Here is a 20762-nt window from a genome sequence, read left to right on the forward strand (position 1 = left end):
ATTGCTCTATTTATTTGATGTTTTGGGGCTGTTACCATTTATGTTTTATTTATAAAATGGATGATTTTTAATAAATAAAAATATTTTAAAAAATAATTTTTAACAATCTTTTGAGTCATGTGCGTTTTTTCTCTTGCACGCTAATAAAGTATTTTTTAAGAGCATTGCAATGGTCATTGGGCCTACGCCACCAGGTACTGGAGTAATATATTGAGATTTTTCTGCAACTTCTTTAAAAGCAACATCACCTACCAATCTAAAACCATTTTTCTTAGAAGGATCTGCAACTCTGGTAATTCCAACATCAATTACAGTTACATTATCTTTAACCATATCTGCTTTTAAAAACTCTGGTATTCCTATGGCAGCTACAATTATATCTGCTTGTAAAGTAATTTCTTTTAAGTTTTTTGTTCTACTATGGCACATTGTAACAGTAGCATTACCTACTTTTCTTTTTTGAGATAATAAAATACTCATTGGGCTACCCACAATATGGCTTCTACCCAAAACAACAACATGTTTGCCAGAAGTTTCTACTTCATATCTATCTAACAATTCTAAAATGCCAAAAGGTGTTGCAGAAATAAAAGTTGGTAAGTTTAAGGCCATTTTACCAACATTTGTTGGATGAAATCCATCTACATCCTTATCAGGGGCAACAGCCATTATTACTTTTTGTTCATCTATATGTTTTGGCAGTGGAAGCTGAACGATAAAACCATCAATATCATTATCTATATTTAAAACAGCAATTTCATTTAGTAACGCTTCTTCGGTAATATCTTCTGGTAAACGAATCAATGTAGATTCGAAACCAACACGTTCACAAGCTTTTACTTTTGCATTTACATACGTAATACTTGCGCCATTATTCCCTACAATAATGGCTGCTAAATGTGGTGCTTTTTTATGATTATTTTTTAAATAATCTACTTCTAAAGAAATTTCTTCTTTAATATCTGCTGCTGTTTTTTTTCCGTCTAATAAAATCATTTTTCTTTTAAGGTATATATAATAATTGATATATTAAATTTACTGAATTCTTTTTGTTTACTATAATTTTTATCTAAAATTTGATATTCTTCATCTGTTAAATTAAAAACATTTGCGTAAAAAACATATTTGTTTTTACCTGTAAAATTAGAAAAAGATTCTTGATTTCCACTAAAATCGATATCATCTAATTTGGTTAGATTAGGAAAAAAAGTTGCAACCTCAGAAATCTTAATTTTATTGTTTTTTAAGTAGTTAATGGCTTCAATTCTTAGAGAATGATATGGTATATGTGCTAAAGTAGCATCCCAGCCTTGTGATATTGTTCTTGGATAAATCCAGATATTACCTGAAATTAAACCTAAAAATAAAAGTACATAAATTATTTTTTTCTTAAAGTAATAAGAATTTAAAATAGAAAAAGCTAGTAGATTTAAACAACAAAAAGAAACAATGAAGTATCGATGTCCAAATGCATTTGTAGAAAATAGTACAGCTAAAATTATAAAAATTACTGATGTAATAGATAAAACTAAAAGTTGTTTGTTTTTTGCTGATTTAACTATTTTTTTGCCCAATATAAACAAACTTAAAACTAAGAATAAGAAGATGAAAATTCTACCAAAATCTAAATATCGGTGTATTAATGTAATTATGTTTTTAAAGAAAATTTTAGGTGTGGCTACTTTCCATAAACTCGCCCATGGTGAGTTAGGATGTGTTTGTAACCAACCTTTGGTTAATAATCTCCAAACTACATATATAAGCCCAGGTAGACTAGACAAAAAATAAAACAACAAAAATTTAAAATTAAAGATGGCGCTTATTTTCTTTTTTTCGATATACAATTTGTTATAAATATCAAACAATAAAAAACCTCCAAAAAGCATCATACTTCTAAATGAAATGATACTTAAAAAAAGTAAACCAATAAATTTTAAAATATTTTTTTTTAATAGATATCCATTGAGGGTTAAAAAAAAGAAAAAGACAATAATAACCTCTGGATTTACAATAAAAAATTGAGTGGATAGTGTAGGATCTATAATAAGCAATACGAATGCTAAAACTTGTTTTTTTTTATCATTAATAAAATAAGAGACAAATTCAAATAACTGATAAAAAACCCCAATGATAAAGGGAAGTATTGCTAAATGTGCTACCCATAATTTATGTTCAAATATTTTCCAGAAAATACTTAAAAGAAACCCTAAAAAGGGGGGGTGACCAGGGTCAAATTGATTTGGTATTGTCCAATTAAAAATAGAATTATAATATAAATGGTTTCCCATTTTAGAAGCAAATAACAAATTATCCCAAAACATTCCGTTATTTTTCGAAATAAAAAAAATACAAATTCCTGAAAAAATAAAAATAACTTCTTTTATTTTTTTAAAATTAAAAATGTCTATTATTTGCTTTTGCATTACATTGTAAATAAACTACTTAAAAGTAGTATAAATATTATTTCATTCCTTTCATCATCTGCATCATCTTTTTGCCACCACCACCTTGCATCATTTTCATCATTTTACTCATTTGGTTAAATTGCTTCATTAATTGGTTTACTTCTTGGATAGAAGTTCCAGAACCTTTAGCAATTCTTTTCTTTCTGCTAGCGTTTATGGAAGAAGGTGTACTTCTTTCAGAAGGTGTCATAGAATGAATAATAGCTTCAATTCCTTTAAAAGCATCATCATCAATATCTACGTCTTTTAAAGCTTTGCCAGCACCAGGAATCATACCCATAAGGTCTTTCATGCTTCCCATTTTTTTTATTTGCTGAATTTGATTTAAGAAATCATCGAAACCAAATTGATTTTTTGCAATTTTTTTCTGCAGTTTTCTAGCTTCTTCTTCATCATATTGGTCTTGGGCTCTTTCTACTAAAGAAACCACATCACCCATACCTAAAATACGATCTGCCATTCTATCAGGATGAAATACATCAATTGCATCCATTTTTTCTCCTGTACCAATAAACTTAATTGGCTTATCAACTACAGATTTTATAGAAAGTGCGGCCCCACCTCGTGTATCACCATCTAATTTTGTTAGTACAACACCATCAAAATTTAAAATATCGTTAAATGCTTTTGCTGTATTTACGGCATCTTGCCCTGTCATAGAATCTACCACAAACAAAGTTTCTTGTGGTTCTATTGCTTTGTGGATGTTAGAAATTTCTGACATCATTTCTTCATCTACTGCCAAACGACCAGCAGTATCTATAATCACCACATTTTTTCCGTTTGCTTTAGCGTGGGCAATTGCATTTTTAGAAATTTCTACAGGATTGTTATTGCCAACTTCTGCATAAACTTCTACATCAATTTGTTCTCCTACAACTTGTAATTGATTGATAGCTGCTGGTCTATATACATCACAACCTACCAATAAAACTTGCTTGTTTTTTTTGTCTTTAAGGTAGTTTGCTAATTTTCCAGAAAAAGTTGTTTTACCAGAACCTTGTAAACCAGACATTAAAATTATAGTAGGGCTACCTCCTAAATTTACACCCACAGTTTCACCACCCATTAATTGAGTAAGTTCGTCTTTAACTAACTTTACCATTAATTGCCCTGGATTTATGGTTGTTAATACATTTTGTCCTATGGCTTTGGTTTGTACTCTCTTGGTAAATTCTTTGGCAATTTTAAAGTTAACATCAGCATCTAATAGTGCTCTTCTAACTTCTTTTAAAGTTTCTGCAACATTAACTTCTGTAATTTTACCATGCCCTTTTAGGGTGTGTAAGGCTTTATCTAATTTATCGCTTAAATTATTAAACATAATTTGTGTCTTTTTTAGGAAACACAAATATAAGAAATAACCACTATTTTAAAAGGCTTATAGTAGCTTTTTTAGACTATATTTTCTTCGGAAATAAAGTGCTAAAAAAAATGATTATGTGAACTTAAATACAGGTTAATTATTTTTAAATTACTTCTCTTTGGGTGTAAAATTTAAAGCAATACCATTAATACAATGGCGTTTTCCAGTAGTTTCTTGTGGGCCATCATCAAATGAATGACCTAAATGACTGCCACAAGTATTGCATTTTAATTCTGTCCTAGCATAACCAATTTTATAATCTACATCCAATTCTACATTTCCTTTTATAGCTCTATCAAAAGAAGGCCAACCAGAGCCTGAATCATATTTGTGTTTAGATTGGTATAAAGGTGTTTTACACGCAGCACACAGATAAGTGCCTTCTTTTTTATTGTTATTTAATGGACTTGTAAATGCTTTTTCTGTACCAGCTTCTCTTAATACATAATATTCTTTGTCTGTCAATATTTTTTTCCACTGTTCTTCAGATTTAACAATAGTATATATTTTATTTTCTTCATTTTTATTTTGCGCTTTACTATTGCAACTCATTAAAAAAATGATCGATAAAAATGGAATTATTTTATTCATATTATTTTATTATTTATGTTTCGTACTTTAATTTTAGTCGAAATTTATATCAATTTCATACACAAATATACAAACCGAAATTCTTAAAGAAAACTTAATAAATTTTTAAAAATATGCTATTAAGTTATTTTAAAATGTAATGAGTACTAATATAATAGATAAAATTTATAAATTGCTAATCGAATAAATAAGAAATATAAAGTTATTACAAATGAAAAAATATGCTATTTTTTTACTTTCAATCGTCTTATTTACAGAATGCAGTAAAGTGCCAATTACAGGTAGAAGTAGAGTAAATTTTGTAAGTGATTCAAAAGTTTTACCTGTTAGTTTTGCACAATATAAAGGATTTTTAAAAGAAAATAAATTGTCTACTAATAAAGAAATGACCAACCAAATTAAAAATGTTGGTAAAAATATTTCTGCAGCGGTAGATAGATTTATGAGAGCAAACAACATGACATCTGAAGCAAATGCATACAAATGGGAATTTAACTTAGTAGAGGACAAAACCTTAAATACTTGGTGTATGCCAGGAGGAAAAGTGGTTTTTTATACAGGTATTATGCCAATTTGTGCAAATGAAGATGGAGTTGCAGCAGTAATGGGGCATGAAGTTGCGCATGCTTTTGCAAAACACGGACAAGAAAGAATGTCTCATGGGCAATTACAGCAAATTGGTGGTTTGGCCGTTGCTCTAGGTACCTCTGAAAAAGATAGTAAAACGCAAAAAATATGGAATGCTGCTTTTGGGGTTGGTTCTGGTTTAGGAGTCTTAAAATTTAGTAGAGTACATGAGCAAGAGGCAGACAGATTAGGTTTGGTCTTTATGATTATGGCAGGTTATGATGGCACCGAAGCAGCAGAGGTTTGGGTTAGAATGAGTCAAAGTTCAGATAAAAATTCTCAACCTGCAATTTTAAGAACGCACCCATCAAACGAATCTAGAATTAATGATTTAAGAACTTATTTACCAACAGCAAAAAAGTATGCTGCAAAATATAATGGCGTTACAACCTTAAAATAAAAAGTAGTAAAACTTTTACTATCTTGTGTGCCGTTCAAAATAAAATGAACGGTATTTTTATTTAAAATAATTTTATGTTACAAAAAGGGAGTAATAAACTAATAAATGCTTGGGCATTTTACGATTGGGCAAATTCAGTATATTCTTTAGTAATTAGTACTGCAGTTTTTCCATTATTTTATGATGCTATTACAAAAGGAAAAACCGTTCGTTTTCTTTGGATGGATTGGGATTATCCTGACACTTTATATAGTTATTCTTTATCATTTTCATTTTTAATAGTAACTTTTATTTCTCCCATATTATCTGCCATTGCAGATTATACAGGTAATAAATTAAAGTTTATGAAGTTTTTTTGTTGGTTGGGTGGTTTTTCTGTAATTAGTATGTATTTTTTTGAAGATGTTAGCACAACTTGGATAGGAATACTTTGTACAATTTTAGCAAGTATTGGTTTTTGGTCTAGTATTGTTTTTTATAACTCTTATTTACCAGAAGTAGCAAGCCCAGAGCAACAAGATGCTGCAAGTGCAAAAGGTTTTATATATGGTTATATTGGTTCTATTATACTTTTATTAATTAGTTTAGGTATGATTTTGCAACCTTCTTTTTTTGGTTTTGATTTAAGTATACCAGAAAATATTACAGCTAATGGTTCAGATGAAGAAATAGCAGCAGCTTTAGAGACTGTAAAAAATGCAGCTTCATTAAAAGCCATGAGAATTTCTTTTGTAATGGTTGGTTTATGGTGGATTGGTTTTGCGCAAATAACTTTTAAAAAATTACCCAATAATGTGTTTAACCGAAAGCCCGAAAAAGATTTTATTTGGAAAGGTTTTAAAGAATTAAAAAAAGTTTCGATAGAACTTAAAAATTATCCAACATTGAGAAACTTTTTAATTGCATTTTTTTTACTAAGTGTAGGCGTACAAACCATTATTTTATTAGCCACTATTTTTGGGTCTTCAGAGTTAGGTTTAGGTACCATTAATTTAATAGTTACAGTGTTGTTAATACAATTTGTAGCTATTTTAGGGGCTTATGTATTTTCTAATGTATCAAAAAAGTATGGAAATTTTAAAGCCATAAAAATTACTTTATTTATTTGGGTTTTAGTATGTTTTAGTGCGTTTATGTTAGAAAAAGAACTACCTAATGTTGATTTGTATTTTTATGCTTTAGGTGGTTTGTTGGGTATGGTTTTAGGTGCTATACAATCTCTAACTCGATCTACATATTCTAAACTATTACCAGAAACAAAAGACCATGCAACGTATTTTAGTTTTTATGATGTAACCGAGAAAATTGCCATTGTTTTAGGAACTTTTGTATTTGGTTTCTTAATTTATTTAACAGATTCTATGCAGTGGAGTGTACTTTCTTTAGCTTTATTTTTTCTTGCTTCATTTATTGTTTTAAGTACTTTAAAGAGTACAAAACATGTACGTTAATAAAACACTTTTCTAATAAAGATAAAAACAAAAATAAAAACGGAATATCCAATAAAAAACGGAATGATAAATTCTTTTAAATTGAAAACTAAAAGAAGGCTAATAATCAAAAGTTGAAAGCCTAAGCCAAAAGTAGAAATTAAGGTCATTAACCAATTAGGAAATGGTTTTCCTATGGATGCATTTTTATCTAAAGCATAAATTATTTTATCAAAAATACCATAAAATAAGGTGTATAGAAAAAAAAGGATGTTTACGTTTTTTTGCTTTTCTCCTGGTAAAGCGATGGGTGTAGTATCTTCAAAAATTCTACTTGTAGTGTCTCCAGAAAATCGATTTCTAAGAATTACATAGTAGTAGTTGTATAAAGTACCTTGTAATTGAATTCCGAAAAAAGCCAGTAACATCCAGTAAAAATTTATTGTTGTTAATTGCCAAATAGTAATAAAAATAATAAAATTTAAAATAATATCTGAAACAGAATCTAGAAATCTACCAGTATAAGAAGGTGTTTTTTTTATTCTTGCCAACTCACCATCTGCAGCATCTAAAATAGATTTAAAAATTAAAAAGAAAGCAGCTGTCCAATAATGCCCTTGTGTAATACAAAAAACACCAGTTAAACCAGAGATTACAAATGCAATAGTGACATGTACAGGTGTAAAAGAAGTTGTTTTTAATGAATTTGCAATAACCCTTGCAATGGGTCTGCCATAATCTGACAAATCTATAAATTGATATTTCTTGGGTAATTTAGACATAAAAATGCTTTTTATTCGAGCATTTTTATCACTTTAAAAAAGATCTAAAACAGCAAACGTAATAATTGCCAAAAGTAAAACAAAGGCAGTTATTATAAAAACTTTTTTGGTTTTTGTTTTTAATGATTGTATGTTTTATTAGATATTTAAAATAAAAAAAGTGCTGAAAACTTCAGCACTTTTTTTAAGATACAATTATTAATTACTGTGTAATTTGAACTGCAAATGTTACTTCTGCATCTGTACTACCACCTGCAGAAGTAGAAGTGCCATTATTGGGTTTTAAAGGTTCGTGTATCAATACAATAGTAATTGTTCCTGTAGCAGCGTTACTTGTTGTTAAACTAGTTTCAATACCTAAAGGATCTCCATTTTTATCATCATCGGTTTTAGAAATTGTTAAACCAGATACTGTAGTTGTATAAAAAACTTCATGTTCATCTCCTTCTGCTATAACTTCTTCAGTAATATTTTCTGTTGGAGATTCTGTTTCATTTAAAAAGCTAACAGCACCTGTATAAGTCGTGTTTGCTTTTAATGGACCAGAAATAGTAGTTGTACCATCTAAACCACCTTCACCATCTAAATCTTTAAAAGTTAATGTAACTACATCATTACCACTTGTTAAAGTGTAAGTTACTGTTGTAATTAGTTCTTCTCCATGCTCGTGATCGTGATCATCATGACTGTCTGAACAGCTTGATAATGTTATAGTTGATATAAAAAGTACTGCTAATAATTTTATTGTGTTTAAATTTTTCATTTTGTTTTGTTTAATAATTAATTTTTAGTTTTATGTTAAAGTTTCTACCTAATTCATCAGCAAAATATCTTAATCTGTTTAAGTTTTCTCTGTAAGAAACATTAAAAAGATTATCAATATTAAATTCTAATTTTAAACTCCCTTTTCTAAAAGCTTTAAAAATCATAGAAGAATTAAAATTAAATACTGTATAAGTAGGTGGTGTTGAACTAATATCTACAAAAACATTTTCTTGAGATATTGCATTAAAAGTGGAAAAATTATAGTCTGGAAATTGATTTTGTTGCAAAACAGTTCTTTGTTTTAAACCAATTGTTAATTGATTAAAATCTTCATTTTTATAAGAAATAGTATTTGCAAAATTGGTAGAAGGCATATGTATCAAAGGTATATCTTCTGATAAATTTGTGCCTTTTAACAAACTTAAATTTCCTGTATAATTAAAATATTTGCTAATTTTTTTATTTACATCTAAATCCAAACCAAATATTTGTGCATTTATTTGATTATACTCCCAAACTGGAAATGCACCTCTTATTGTAGTGGTAATTCCTGTTGGAATTAACTGTACAAAGCCTTTTATATGTTTGTAGTATGGACTAATTGTAAACCCAAAAATTGCATTAGATTTTTCTAGAGAAGCTACAAATTTATTTGCAATTTCTTTATTGATAGTTAGCAAACCAGTTTCTATTCTTGCTGCAGAATGATGTAAACCATCACTAAATAATTCTGATGGATTTGGTACTCTAGAAGCCAAACCATAGTTGGCTAATAAAGTAATATCATCTGCAAAAGATTTAGAAAAACCTAAACTGGCAGAAATGTTATGAAATGTAAACTTTGGGTTTGTTAAAATTCTTGTATTATTTACAGAAACTTCAAATTCTGGAAATAATTCATCATAGTTATACTTTTCATTCCAATCTGATAGATTATATCGCTTTCTTGCATCAATTTTAGAAAAATCATACCTAATACCAGCGCTAATTTCACTTGTTTCATTTAAAGTGTAATTTGCAACTGTATAAATACCTGCATCATATTTATCATAATCTGGTATCAAAGGGTTGGTTCCAGTGCCTGCAACTGCATCATTTTGCTGATACCTGAATAAAAGACCTGTATTAATTTTAAAAGCTTTTAAATAATTAATTTCTAAATCTGTTTGTATAGAGTTTGTAAATAATCTTAAATCTATAACTGGTGTATTTTTTAAATCTCCTCTTCTTAAATCGAATTCTCTACGTCTATTAATTTGAAAATCATATTGTACTGACAATTTACCTAAATCTTTAAATCGTTTATAAGCTTCTAGTTTGGCTAAATGATGTACAATTTTTTGTTTCGGAAAATTAATATCGTAAGAGAAGTCTTCTACAACTCTAGGTGTTTTGTTGTTGATGGCTTTTACCAAATCATTAACATTACCTATATGTGAAGATTGTAAAATGGCAATTTCATTATTTACATAACTATAGTAGGCACTAAAACCTTTTTCGTAACTGTTGTATCCAGTTCTAAAAGAAGTGTTTATATTTCTTAAGCCACTATTTGTTAAGTTATAATTAGGTGCACTAAAATCTCCAAATTGTTTATAGTTGGCTTGTATTTTAGCATAATAACCAGATTTATACGTTTTTACAATTTCAGAATTTATATTTCCTCCCAAACCATTTGTATTAAAAGAGGTTATTGTACTTCCAAAAATACTGTCTTTTATTGCATACTTTTCGGGTTTAATTAAAATTAAACCACCAATAGCATCGCTTCCATATTTTAATGTATTGGCACCTTTAATTACAGCAATTCTTCCACTAGAATTAATGTCAATATTAGGTGCATGTTCATCTCCCCATTCTTGGTCAAACATTCTAACATTATTATTAATAATTAAAAGCCTACTACTATGCAAACCATGTATCATAGGTTTAACAATTGTATTACCAGTATTTAAAGAAGATACACCACTTATAGTATTTAAAGCATCTCCTAAAGATTTATCTGTAAAATTATTGATTACATCTTTTTTTACAAGTTGCTCTACACTTGTTTTTTCAGTATTAGAATTAGTTTTTACGATTATTTCGTTCAACTCATTTGTATGATGTTCTAATAAAATTTCTTTATATATGTTTTTATTTACATTTATGGTAACTCTCTTAGTATCACAAGCAATGTGTTTAATTTCCACAACAACTTTACCCTCACATAAATTTTTAAATTCAAAGTTACCATCAAAATCAGATGTTGTGTAAATATTTGAATTTAGTATATGTAAAGATGCACCAACAATTGGTGTACTGTTATGAAAATCGGTTACTTTACCTTTAAAAGTATATGTACAGTTTTGTGCATTTACGATTGTAAAAAAACAACACATAAAAACAAAACAAAAAAATTGTTTTATCATTTTTTGTTTTCAGAAATTTAAATTAGAAATACTTAATTTAAATAATTTGAGGGGGGCCTCTTAAAGAAAACGATAATTTGTAGTGATTTTTTAAAAATTGATATTTTGAAGCAGGTGCAACATTAAAAGTAAATGTTTTACTTTCTTCAAAAGTATATTGAGAAAAAAAAGTGTCGTTTTGCTTTATTAAATCTAAACTACAATCTGCATCTTTTTGATGTAAATGTGTTTCTACCTTAGAAAAACAAACACCATGCTCATGATTGCTAAATGCATGCAACGAGAGTACAATTAGTGGAGTTATAAACAGCACTAAAAGTAAAAGACCTATATGTTTTTGTAGCTTTTTAATGTTATTACTTTTTTCTAATTTTTAGATTCAGCATTTCTACACCTAAAGAAAACGCGATCGCAAAATACAAATATCCTTTAGGAATTGCTCCTACAGTTTTGTTAAAAATTTCTGTATGCGATAAATGAGCACCTTCTGTAATTAGCATAAAACCTATTAAAATTAAAAACGATAATGCCAACATTTGTATGGTAGGATTTTTATTTACAAAACTACTAATTGGGTTCGCAAAAAGCATCATAATTAAAATAGATACTATTACAGCTATTATCATGATAATTAAAGCACCATCAATGCCATTTGTCATCCCAACAGCAGTTAAAATACTATCAAAAGAAAAAACGATATCTATTAAAATAATTTGAATGATAATATTTGTAAACGAAACTACTTTTGGCGATTTTAAAACTTCATCTTCATTGGTGTTTTCTACTTTCTGTCTAATTTCTTTGGTACTTTTGTAAATTAAAAACACCCCTCCTAAAAACAAAATGATGCTTTGCCCTGTTAAACCTGTATTAAGCCAATCTGTGTTTATTTTTAAAAAAGGTTCTTTTAATGCAATTAAATAAGACACTCCAAAAAGTAACAATATTCTTGTAATCATAGCCAAAGCCAATCCTAATAGAGTGGCTTTTTTAACTTGATTTTCTGGTAATTTATTTGCAGCAATAGAGATAAAAATAATATTATCTATACCTAATATTATTTCTAGAAAAGTAAGGGTTAATAAAGCAACCCATGTATCTGCATGTGTAAAAATTTCCATGTTATTTTACTTTATAAATTGTACCATCTGTAGCAAATTTGCTGAAGCCAATTTTAGCAGAAAAATCATAAGAACTATCTGTAACTTTCGTTATTTGAACATAAATAACATCTTTATCTAACTGTTTTTTTGGAGATTTCATTTTTAAAGAATAAAAGAAGTTACTTTTCCATTTTATGTATAAAGTATCTATTCTTTTAACTCTTTTTTCTGTAATTACACTATCATTAGAAATACTAATAATTTTTTCATATTCTTCTATTTGCAAACTATCAACTCTGGTAATAACTGTCTTGCTGTAACCATTTCCTGCAGGTATTTCAAAAACACCTTCCTTAAATCTATTCGCATCTATTTTTTCTGATGAACAGGCACTAAATAAAAAAAATGAGGTTAAAAGGAAGAAGCATAAAGTTTGAAGAGTAGTTAAAAATATTCCAATTTTAAACTCCCAATTCCATTTCTTAAAAATATTTTTGATACTTATCATTCTTTATTTTTTAATCACTTCCAACTTCTAGTTAAAACTATATTCCTGTGTAATTAGCAGGAGTAATTGCTTTTAATTCTTCTTTAATTTCTGATGAAACTTCTAAAGTATCAATAAAATTTGCAATCGATTTTTGATTTATTTTTTCATTCGTTCTTGTTAAACCCTTCAAGGCTTCATAAGGGTTTGGATATGCCTCTCTTCTTAAAATAGTTTGAATAGCCTCTGCTACAACAGCCCAATTATTTTCTAAATCTTGTTCAAACTTTTCTTTGTTTAACAATAACTTATTCAATCCTTTTAAGGTTGATGTAAAACCAATAATAGTATGTCCAAAAGGTACACCAACATTTCTTAAAACAGTACTGTCTGTTAAATCTCTTTGCAACCTAGATATTGGTAATTTAGCAGAAAGATGTTCAAAAATAGCATTGGCAATTCCTAAATTCCCTTCAGAATTTTCAAAATCTATTGGGTTTACTTTGTGTGGCATTGCAGAAGAACCTACTTCACCTTTTTTAATTTTTTGTTTAAAATAATCCATAGAAACATAGGTCCAGAAGTCTCTATCTAAATCTACAATAATGGTATTTATACGTTTTAAACAGTCAAATAAAGCAGCCATATGATCATAGTGTTCTATTTGAGTTGTTGGAAAAGAGTGTTGCAAACCTAATTGTTCTTGTACAAATTTACTTCCAAATTCTTTCCAATTAATAGCTGGATAGGCAACTTTATGTGCGTTGTAATTACCAGTAGCACCACCAAATTTTGCAGCATTTGGTATGTTATTTAATAAATTAAATTGTTCTTTTAAACGCACAACAAAAACTTCAACCTCTTTACCTAATCTTGTTGGAGATGCTGGCTGACCATGCGTTCTTGCTAACATAGAAATGTCTTTCCACTCAATTACCAATTCTTGTAGCTTTTCTAAAACCTCAAAATATTGTGGTATATACACATCCTTTACAGCTTCTTTTATAGAAAGCGGAATTGCGGTGTTGTTAATATCTTGAGAGGTCAATCCAAAATGGATAAACTCTTTATATTTTTGTAATTTTAAGGTATCAAATTTCTCTTTGATAAAATACTCAACAGCTTTTACATCATGATTGGTGATTTTCTCAATATCTTTAATTTTTTGAGCGTCTTCAGTAGAAAAATCTGTATATATTTTACGCAAATCTTCAAAAAGAGAAGTATTAAAATCTTCTAATTGTGGTAAAGGTATTTCGCACAAGGCAATAAAGTATTCTATTTCTACACGAACACGATATTTTATTAAAGCTTTCTCAGAAAAATAGTTAGCAAGTGATTCAATTTTACCTCTGTAACGTCCATCAATAGGAGAAATGGCATTTAGTTTTGTTAAATTCATTTTTGTTGTATTGTAAGCAACAAAAATAAGCATTAAAACACATTTATTAATGGCTTTTTGTATGTTTTTCAATCAATTTTATAACATGTTTTCCACGAGCTTTTGTGCCTTTACTTTCGTGTATTATTTTGGTTTCAATAAGGTGTTTTAACTCTGGATGAATCCATTCTTTTTCTAAACCAAATAAGTATAAGGTATTCATTGTGTAGGCCCTAACTGCAATTTTTTGTGGTGTAATTAACCAATCAAAACCAGTTTCTACAATGGCATCTATATTTACTAAGGTAAGGGTTTCTTTTGTTTTATTTACTGATTTAGCATAATATACAGTTGCCAAATGTTCGCAAATTTTTGCACAAGGTCTAATGGCGCTGTGAAATTTTAAGCTGCTTATTTTACTGGTAAATTCATTTAAATAAGGTAAAATAAAATCTAGATTGTGGTGTGTGCAAATCCATTCTAATACCCAAGCAGCTTTTATAGAAATTTTTTTATCTATCCAAAATGTAATAGTTACCAATTCTTCAAACAAAAAAGGTTGCTCTAATACAATATTTGCAATTCTTTGTTTGTTTTCTCTTTTAGCAGTTTCTAAGTTATTTAACTGCTCTAAAAGATACAATTGATTTGTTTTGGACACTATTAATGTATATTTGTATGAAAATTATTTTGAAATGATAAATATAAAAAGACTCCTTTTTATTTTTACTTTTTTTACTTTTTATTTTTCAAGTATTGATTGTAATGCTCAAAAAATAAATCAATTTGATAAAAACAAAAAGAGAACAGGTGTTTGGAAAAAGTATTATCCAAACAAAAGAATACGTTATACAGGTCAGTTTAAAGACGGCAAAGAAGTTGGTGTTTTTAAATTTTATGACATTACCACCTCTAAAAACCCAGTAATTATAAAAACCTTTTTCGAAGATTCTGATTCTTTATTTGTGCAGTTTTATACTTTAAAAGGACAAATAAAAACAGAGGGAGTTATGAATGGAAGACAAAGAGTAGGAAACTGGAAATATTTTTATCCAGATGGTACTTTAATGTCTAAAGAAAATTATAACAAAAAAGGTCAATTACATGGAGAGCAATTGGTGTATTATCCAGATGGACAAGTAACTGAATATGCAGAATATAAAAATGGTTTATTAGAGGGTGTATCTAGTAAATACTCAAGTAAAGGTGTTTTAATAGAAGAAATTACTTATAAGAATGGCAAACCAAATGGATTGGCAAAATATTTTGAATTGAATAGCAACTTAAAAGAAACAGGTATTTATAAAAATGGTAAAAGAGTAGGCAAGTGGCAGTATTATTTAGATGGGGAAATAGCCACAGAAAAAGATAAAAAGAAGAAAAATACTTATAAGAGAAAAAAAGAGCATTAGGATTTAGTTGGAAGTTAGAAGTTAGAAAAAGTTGTTTAAAACTTTCATATTAGAAACTATTACATCACAGAAACCAATCCTATTATCAATTCTTTCAATCTTTAAAAACCATTTCTAATTCGTATCTTTGCACCTTCAAAAATAGAAAATGAAACGAGTAGTTGTAGGTCTTTCTGGTGGTGTAGATTCTAGTGTTACAGCACATTTATTAAAAGAACAAGGTTTTGAAGTTATTGGCCTTTTTATGAAAAATTGGCATGATGATTCTGTAACCATTTCTAACGAATGTCCTTGGTTAGAAGATAGTAATGATGCTATGATTGTTGCCGAAAAATTAGGTATTCCTTTTCAGGTTGTAGATTTAAGTGAACAGTATAAAGCGCGTATTGTAGATTATATGTTTGCAGAATACGAAAAAGGAAGAACACCAAATCCAGATATTTTATGCAATAGAGAAATTAAGTTTGATGTTTTTATGGACATTGCCTTAAAATTAGGTGCAGATTATGTGGCAACTGGTCATTATTGTAGAAAAGGAGAAGAAATTATCAACGGAAAACCAGTTTTTAAATTATTAGCTGGCAAAGACCGTAACAAAGATCAATCTTATTTTTTATGTCAATTATCACAAGAACAATTGGCAAAAGCTTTATTTCCAATTGGTGAATTAACAAAACCAGAGGTTAGAGAAATTGCTAAAAAAGCCGATTTAATAACTGCAGAAAAGAAAGATTCTCAGGGTTTATGTTTTATAGGAAAAGTTAGGTTACCAGAGTTTTTACAACAAAAATTACAGCCTAAAGATGGCGAAATTGTAACTATTCCTGCTGATTTTTATCAGTACACAAAATCGTTGCCAAATTTTGAAAATAAAGAATCCGAATTAAATTATCTTGCTACAAAATATAGCTATCAAAAAGAAGATGGTAAAGTTGTAGGCAAACACAATGGTGCGCATTATTTTACAAAAGGCCAACGTAAAGGTTTAAATGTTGGTGGTACAAAAGAAGCTTTGTATGTAATTGATACAAATGTGGATACCAATATTATTTTTACTGGAGAAGGTAAAAACCACGCTGGTTTGTATAAAAATGTTTTGTTTGTTTCTAATGAAGAAATCCATTGGATTCGTGAAGATCTTATTTTAGAAGAAGGAGAAACCTTGCAAGTTGAAGCCAGAATTCGTTACAGACAAGCTTTAGAAAAAGCAACTTTATATAAAGTTGCAACAGGTATGTATGTAGAGTTTGAAAATAAACAATCCGCCATACAAGAAGGGCAATTTGTGGCTTGGTACAAACACGAAGAATTACTAGGTTCTGGTGTAATTTCTTAAAAACTTTTTTTACCTTAATTAAAGTAGTATTTTTATATTTCATTTAAAGAACTATGAAAAAAAATCTACTATTTTTTGTTTTTATTTGCAGTACAACTTTTTTTGCACAGCAAGAAGACGCTTGGTTATTTTTTAAAGACAAACCCAACGCTGCGGCTTATATAGCAAACCCTTTAACAATGCTTACTCAAAAAGCAATTGATAGAAGAGGAAAGCAAAATATTACAATAGATGAAACAGATGTTCCAATTCATCAAAGTTATATTAATAATATTAAAAATTCTTTAGGAATTACTGTTTTAGGAAAATCTAAATGGTTAAATGCATTACACATTCAAGGCACACAAACAGCTATAAATGACCTAAAAATAGATTTTACTTTTGTTGAAAGTATTTACTTTGCAGATAAAACTTTAAATACATCTAATAAAAGAACTTTTCAAAAAACCGAAGCACACCACCTAAATAAATTTAAAAATACCGAAGAAACTTTTAATTATGGTGCAGCAGAGAGTCAAATTAAAATGTTAAAAGGAGATTTTTTACATACAGAAGGTTTGACAGGTAAAAACCAAATTATTGCAGTGATAGATGCGGGTTTCCCGAATGTAAATACCTTAGCTGCTTTTAAACGATTAAGAGATAATAATCAAATTTTAGGAGGTTATAATTTTGCAGACAGAAATGCAAATTTTTATACAAGACACAATCATGGTACGAATGTTTTATCTACTATTGGAGGTTATTTAGAAAACCAATTTGTAGGTACTGCACCCGATGCAAAATTTTATTTATTCATATCAGAAATTTCAGAAACAGAAACAGTTTTAGAAGAAACCTTGTGGGTAGAAGCCGCTGAAATGGCAGATAGTTTAGGGGTTGATGTTATTAATACCTCTTTAGGGTATTCTACTTTTGACAACCCAAAACACAATTACAGTTATGCTGATATGGATGGCAAAACTACTTTTATTTCTAGAGGAGCAGAAATTGCTGCCCATAAAGGTATTTTAGTAGTAAATTCTGCTGGTAATGAAGGTACTAGTACTTGGAAATATATTTCGGCTCCTGCAGATGCAGCTTCAGTAATTACTGTGGGTGCTGTGGATATAAATGGAAATATATCTTCTTTTAGTTCTTTTGGACCTAGTTTTGATGGTCGCATAAAACCAGAAATTTTAGCACAAGGAACAGCATCAGCAGTTATAAATCATCAAAATGGTAGTATTGTAAACTACAATGGTACTTCTTTTTCATCGCCAATTATGGCTGGTTTAATAGCTTGTTTGAATGATAATGAGGGGTTTCTTTTAAAATCAGCTAAACAACAAAATAAAAACTTTAATGCTTATTTAAAAGAAGCTCTGTACGAATCTGCAGATAGATTTAATAATCCCACAGCACAACATGGTTATGGTATTCCTAATTTTGAAACAGCTTTATATAAATATATTGGCTCTACTGGTTCTGTAGAAGATCGTTTTTTTGAGAATTTAAAAATTGTTCCAAACCCAGTAATAAATATTTTTAAAATTGAAGGGTTTAAAGAGAGTTTACAAGATTTTGATATTCAAATATTTAATGTTTTAGGCAAAGTAGTTTATCAGCAACAAAAATTAACAAAACCTACTTTAGATATATCAACCTTAAAAAAAGGCTTGTATTTGTTAAGAATTTCTAGGAATAATTTGCAGAAAACCTTTAAAATTATAAAAAAGTAATGCAAAATAAAGTTAGTAACTTATTTAATATACAATACCCAATTATACAAGGTGGAATGGTATGGGTTTCTGGTTACAAATTAGCAGCTGCAGTTTCTAATGCTGGTGGTTTGGGTTTAATTGGTGCAGGTTCTATGTACCCAGAGGTTTTAAGAAAACACATTCAAAAATGTAAAAAAGCAACTAAAAAACCTTTTGGGGTGAATGTACCTATGCTTTATCCAGAAATTGAAAAAATTATGGATATCATTGTAGAAGAAGAAGTAAAAATTGTTTTTACTTCTGCTGGCAATCCAAAAACTTGGACATCTTATTTAAAGAAAAAAGGGATTACTGTAGTGCATGTAGTTAGTTCTGTAAAATTTGCTTTAAAAGCACAAAGTGCAGGTGTAGATGCTGTTGTTTGTGAAGGTTTTGAAGCTGGAGGGCATAATGGAAGAGAAGAAACTACTACTTTCACTTTAATACCTATGGTAAAAGAACACCTTAAAATACCTGTTATTGCTGCGGGTGGTGTGGGTTCTGGTAGAGGCATGTTAGCAGCTATGGTTTTAGGCGCAGATGGGGTACAAATAGGAAGTAGGTTTGCAGCCACAGAAGAATCTTCTGCACATAAAAACTTTAAACAAACCATTGTTGATGTAAAAGATGGTGATACACAGCTAACTTTAAAAGAATTGGCGCCTGTACGTTTGGTTAAAAACAAATTTTATAATGAAGTACAAGAATTGTATCAACAAAAACCAACTTTAGAAGCTTTAAAAGCATTATTAGGTAGAGCACGTGCAAAAAAAGGAATGTTTGAAGGAGATTTAGATAATGGAGAGTTAGAAATAGGCCAAATTGCAGGTTTAATTCACCAAATAAAACCTGTAAAAGAGGTTTTTAACGAAATTATTGAAGAATTTAACGAAGTCAAAGCCTTTATACATAAGCTTTAAGAGATTTAATGAAAAGAAAATCAATATTTTACATTTCATTAACATAATTGGTAGTATATTTGCATTATAATAAACGTTGTTAGTAAATAAACTGACAACACAATAATTTTTTATAATGAATAAAGGTACCGTAAAATTTTTCAATGAATCTAAAGGATTCGGATTCATCACTGAAGAAGGAACAAACAAAGAACATTTTGTACACGTGTCAGGATTAGTTGACGAAATTCGTGAAAACGATGAAGTTGAATTCGACTTACAAGATGGAAGAAAAGGATTAAACGCAGTAAACGTAAAAGTTATATAACAATATATTACTAGTTAATTTTTTATCCAAAAGCCTATCAAGATTTGATAGGCTTTTTTATTTACGTATTTTTGAAATCTTATGATTGACGGAAGGCAAAGAAAAAATATTAAAATTGGATTATTTGTAGAAGTTATACAAAAACCGCATCAACTTTTTGGGCAATTAACCAGTGGTAAGGTTGCTAAAATACTCACCAAATCACCAAGTCATCCTTACGGAATAAAAATAAAAATAGAGTCTGGTATTGTTGGTAGAGTGAAAAATATAGTAGATTAATTACTATTCTAAAGGTACTTTAATATGGTATAATTTTCTACTTTTATTATTCAGCTTATTTTCTCTTAACCAAGGGTTGCGTATTTTTAACTCTTTATAATTCATGCTAAAACCTTTTGCAAATACAGCTAAATTACTAATAGCAGTATCTACTTTAACGGTTCTACTTTCTTCTAACTGATATAAATCTTTTTCTTCAAAAACAAAACCATATTTTTTAGGGTTTGTTATAATTTCTTTTAACGCTAATATTCTAAAAACATATCTTTCTGTTTCATTGGGTAAAAGCGCGTCGTAATAAGAACCTACTTGTTGTGTTTTTAATCTTTTAGAAATTCCGTAATTTCCAGCATTATAAGCAGCAGCAGCTAAAGTCCATGTTCCTAAGCGTTCTTTAGATTTTTTTAAATATTCTGCAGCAACTTTAGTAGATTTGTCAATATCATATCTCTCATCAACATTACTGTTTATTTCTAAACCATATTCTTTGCCTGTAGTTTTCATAAAGTGCCACATACCTGCAGCACCAGCAGAAGATGTTTCATCTATAAAACCACTTTCTGCCAAAGCCAAAAATTTAAAATCGTCTGGTAAATTATATTTTTTTAAAAGAGGTTCTAAAATTGGAAAATACTTGTTAGCTCTTTTAATTAATAAGAGTCCATTAGATTGCCAGTAAGTATTTACCAATAATTCTCTTTCCATTCTTTCTCTAACATCTGGTATTTCTAAAGGAACACGCTCACCAGCTAAATTTAAATTTTCTGGTAGTTTTAGAGATTTTATTTTATAGGTTTTATGCGTTTGTGTTTCAGGTTCTTTAGAAGTATCACTATCTTTTTCTAAATGTTTTTTGCTGATAGCGTTATAGAAAAGGACGGTTACAATAACAACACTTAAAAAAGAAAAGATACGTTTAGCTGTTTTCATGTTTTTACAATAATTTACCATAAAAGTA

21 protein-coding genes are annotated in these 20762 nt (G+C 28.9%); 8 read left to right on the forward strand and 13 right to left on the reverse strand.

The features are described from left to right. Positions 1-99: 99 nt before the first annotated feature. The 4 genes from folD to msrB form a co-directional block, all read right to left on the reverse strand. Entirely contained in the window at positions 100-996 is an 897-nt protein-coding gene (gene folD, locus AC2D6T_RS05005) for a bifunctional methylenetetrahydrofolate dehydrogenase/methenyltetrahydrofolate cyclohydrolase FolD (protein ID WP_484680670.1), read from the reverse strand. Continuing rightward, positions 993-2423, reverse strand: a complete 1431-nt coding sequence (locus tag AC2D6T_RS05010) for a hypothetical protein (protein WP_484680671.1) — start codon at positions 2421-2423, stop codon at positions 993-995. Before AC2D6T_RS05010 ends, folD begins: the two co-directional genes overlap by 4 nt. A 37-nt stretch (positions 2424-2460) precedes the next feature. Next, positions 2461-3789, reverse strand: coding sequence for a signal recognition particle protein (gene ffh / locus AC2D6T_RS05015; RefSeq protein WP_484680672.1), 1329 nt, complete (start codon positions 3787-3789; stop codon positions 2461-2463). Positions 3790-3939: 150 nt separating this feature from the next. Continuing rightward, positions 3940-4422, reverse strand: a complete 483-nt coding sequence (msrB, locus tag AC2D6T_RS05020) for a peptide-methionine (R)-S-oxide reductase MsrB (protein WP_484680673.1) — start codon at positions 4420-4422, stop codon at positions 3940-3942. 211 nt (positions 4423-4633) lie between these two features. Between msrB and AC2D6T_RS05025 the strand changes: the two genes are divergently transcribed. Together AC2D6T_RS05025 and AC2D6T_RS05030 are read left to right on the forward strand one after the other, a co-directional pair. After that, positions 4634-5449, forward strand: a complete 816-nt coding sequence (locus AC2D6T_RS05025; RefSeq protein WP_484680674.1) for a M48 family metallopeptidase — start codon at positions 4634-4636, stop codon at positions 5447-5449. Between the two features lie 74 nt (positions 5450-5523). Continuing rightward, positions 5524-6900, forward strand: a complete 1377-nt coding sequence (locus AC2D6T_RS05030; RefSeq protein ID WP_484680675.1) for an MFS transporter — start codon at positions 5524-5526, stop codon at positions 6898-6900. On the opposite strand, the gene AC2D6T_RS05035 is transcribed toward AC2D6T_RS05030, so the two are convergent. The 8 genes from AC2D6T_RS05035 to AC2D6T_RS05070 all read right to left on the reverse strand — a co-directional run bounded on the left by AC2D6T_RS05035 (position 6897) and on the right by AC2D6T_RS05070 (position 14469). Next, complete coding sequence (locus AC2D6T_RS05035) at positions 6897-7661, reverse strand: CDP-alcohol phosphatidyltransferase family protein (protein ID WP_484680676.1); 765 nt, start codon at positions 7659-7661, stop codon at positions 6897-6899. The two genes, AC2D6T_RS05030 and AC2D6T_RS05035, sit on opposite strands and share 4 nt — an antisense overlap. 202 nt (positions 7662-7863) lie before the next feature. Beyond that, positions 7864-8424 (reverse strand): type 1 periplasmic binding fold superfamily protein, encoded by a 561-nt coding sequence (locus tag AC2D6T_RS05040; protein ID WP_438988515.1) that lies wholly within the window; start codon positions 8422-8424, stop codon positions 7864-7866. A gap of 10 nt (positions 8425-8434) precedes the next feature. Then, the gene (locus AC2D6T_RS05045; RefSeq protein ID WP_484680677.1) at positions 8435-10837 is read right to left on the reverse strand and encodes a TonB-dependent receptor; all 2403 of its coding nucleotides are present in this window, start codon (positions 10835-10837) and stop codon (positions 8435-8437) included. Between the two features lie 37 nt (positions 10838-10874). Next, on the reverse strand, positions 10875-11150 hold the full coding sequence (locus tag AC2D6T_RS05050) for a hypothetical protein (RefSeq protein ID WP_438988513.1): 276 nt from the start codon (positions 11148-11150) through the stop codon (positions 10875-10877). A 43-nt stretch (positions 11151-11193) separates the two neighbouring features. Next, entirely contained in the window at positions 11194-11958 is a 765-nt protein-coding gene (locus tag AC2D6T_RS05055) for a TerC family protein (RefSeq protein WP_438988512.1), read from the reverse strand. A 1-nt stretch (position 11959) separates the two neighbouring features. Further along, positions 11960-12448 carry a hypothetical protein gene (locus AC2D6T_RS05060; RefSeq protein ID WP_484680678.1) on the reverse strand — a complete coding sequence of 163 codons (489 nt, stop codon included), beginning with the start codon at positions 12446-12448 and terminating at the stop codon, positions 11960-11962. A 37-nt stretch (positions 12449-12485) separates the two neighbouring features. Continuing rightward, positions 12486-13829, reverse strand: coding sequence for an adenylosuccinate lyase (gene purB, locus AC2D6T_RS05065; protein WP_298946999.1), 1344 nt, complete (start codon positions 13827-13829; stop codon positions 12486-12488). 46 nt (positions 13830-13875) lie between these two features. Continuing rightward, entirely contained in the window at positions 13876-14469 is a 594-nt protein-coding gene (locus AC2D6T_RS05070; RefSeq protein WP_484680679.1) for an adenylosuccinate lyase, read from the reverse strand. A gap of 34 nt (positions 14470-14503) precedes the next feature. Here AC2D6T_RS05070 and AC2D6T_RS05075 point away from each other — a divergent pair, with 34 nt between their 5' ends. From AC2D6T_RS05075 to AC2D6T_RS05100, 6 genes are all read left to right on the forward strand, one after another. Further along, on the forward strand, positions 14504-15220 hold the full coding sequence (locus AC2D6T_RS05075) for a toxin-antitoxin system YwqK family antitoxin (RefSeq protein WP_484680680.1): 717 nt from the start codon (positions 14504-14506) through the stop codon (positions 15218-15220). Between the two features lie 148 nt (positions 15221-15368). Then, positions 15369-16556: a tRNA 2-thiouridine(34) synthase MnmA gene (gene mnmA, locus AC2D6T_RS05080; RefSeq protein WP_484680681.1), complete on the forward strand. Its 1188-nt coding sequence runs from the start codon at positions 15369-15371 to the stop codon at positions 16554-16556. Between the two features lie 53 nt (positions 16557-16609). Continuing rightward, positions 16610-18277 (forward strand): S8 family serine peptidase, encoded by a 1668-nt coding sequence (locus tag AC2D6T_RS05085; RefSeq protein ID WP_484680682.1) that lies wholly within the window; start codon positions 16610-16612, stop codon positions 18275-18277. After that, positions 18277-19218: an NAD(P)H-dependent flavin oxidoreductase gene (locus AC2D6T_RS05090; RefSeq protein WP_484680683.1), complete on the forward strand. Its 942-nt coding sequence runs from the start codon at positions 18277-18279 to the stop codon at positions 19216-19218. The genes AC2D6T_RS05085 and AC2D6T_RS05090 overlap by 1 nt, the downstream gene beginning before the upstream one ends. A 115-nt stretch (positions 19219-19333) precedes the next feature. After that, positions 19334-19525: a cold-shock protein gene (locus AC2D6T_RS05095; protein ID WP_298946988.1), complete on the forward strand. Its 192-nt coding sequence runs from the start codon at positions 19334-19336 to the stop codon at positions 19523-19525. 81 nt (positions 19526-19606) lie between these two features. Continuing rightward, a complete protein-coding gene (locus AC2D6T_RS05100) occupies positions 19607-19804 on the forward strand; it encodes a YwbE family protein (protein WP_484680684.1) in 198 nt (65 codons plus the stop codon). Between the two features lie 3 nt (positions 19805-19807). Here AC2D6T_RS05100 and AC2D6T_RS05105 read toward each other — a convergent pair whose 3' ends face one another. Next, a complete protein-coding gene (locus tag AC2D6T_RS05105; RefSeq protein WP_484680685.1) occupies positions 19808-20734 on the reverse strand; it encodes a lytic transglycosylase domain-containing protein in 927 nt (308 codons plus the stop codon). Between the last annotated feature and the right edge of the window lie 28 nt (positions 20735-20762).

The organism is Polaribacter sp. YIW18 (genome assembly GCF_057219325.1).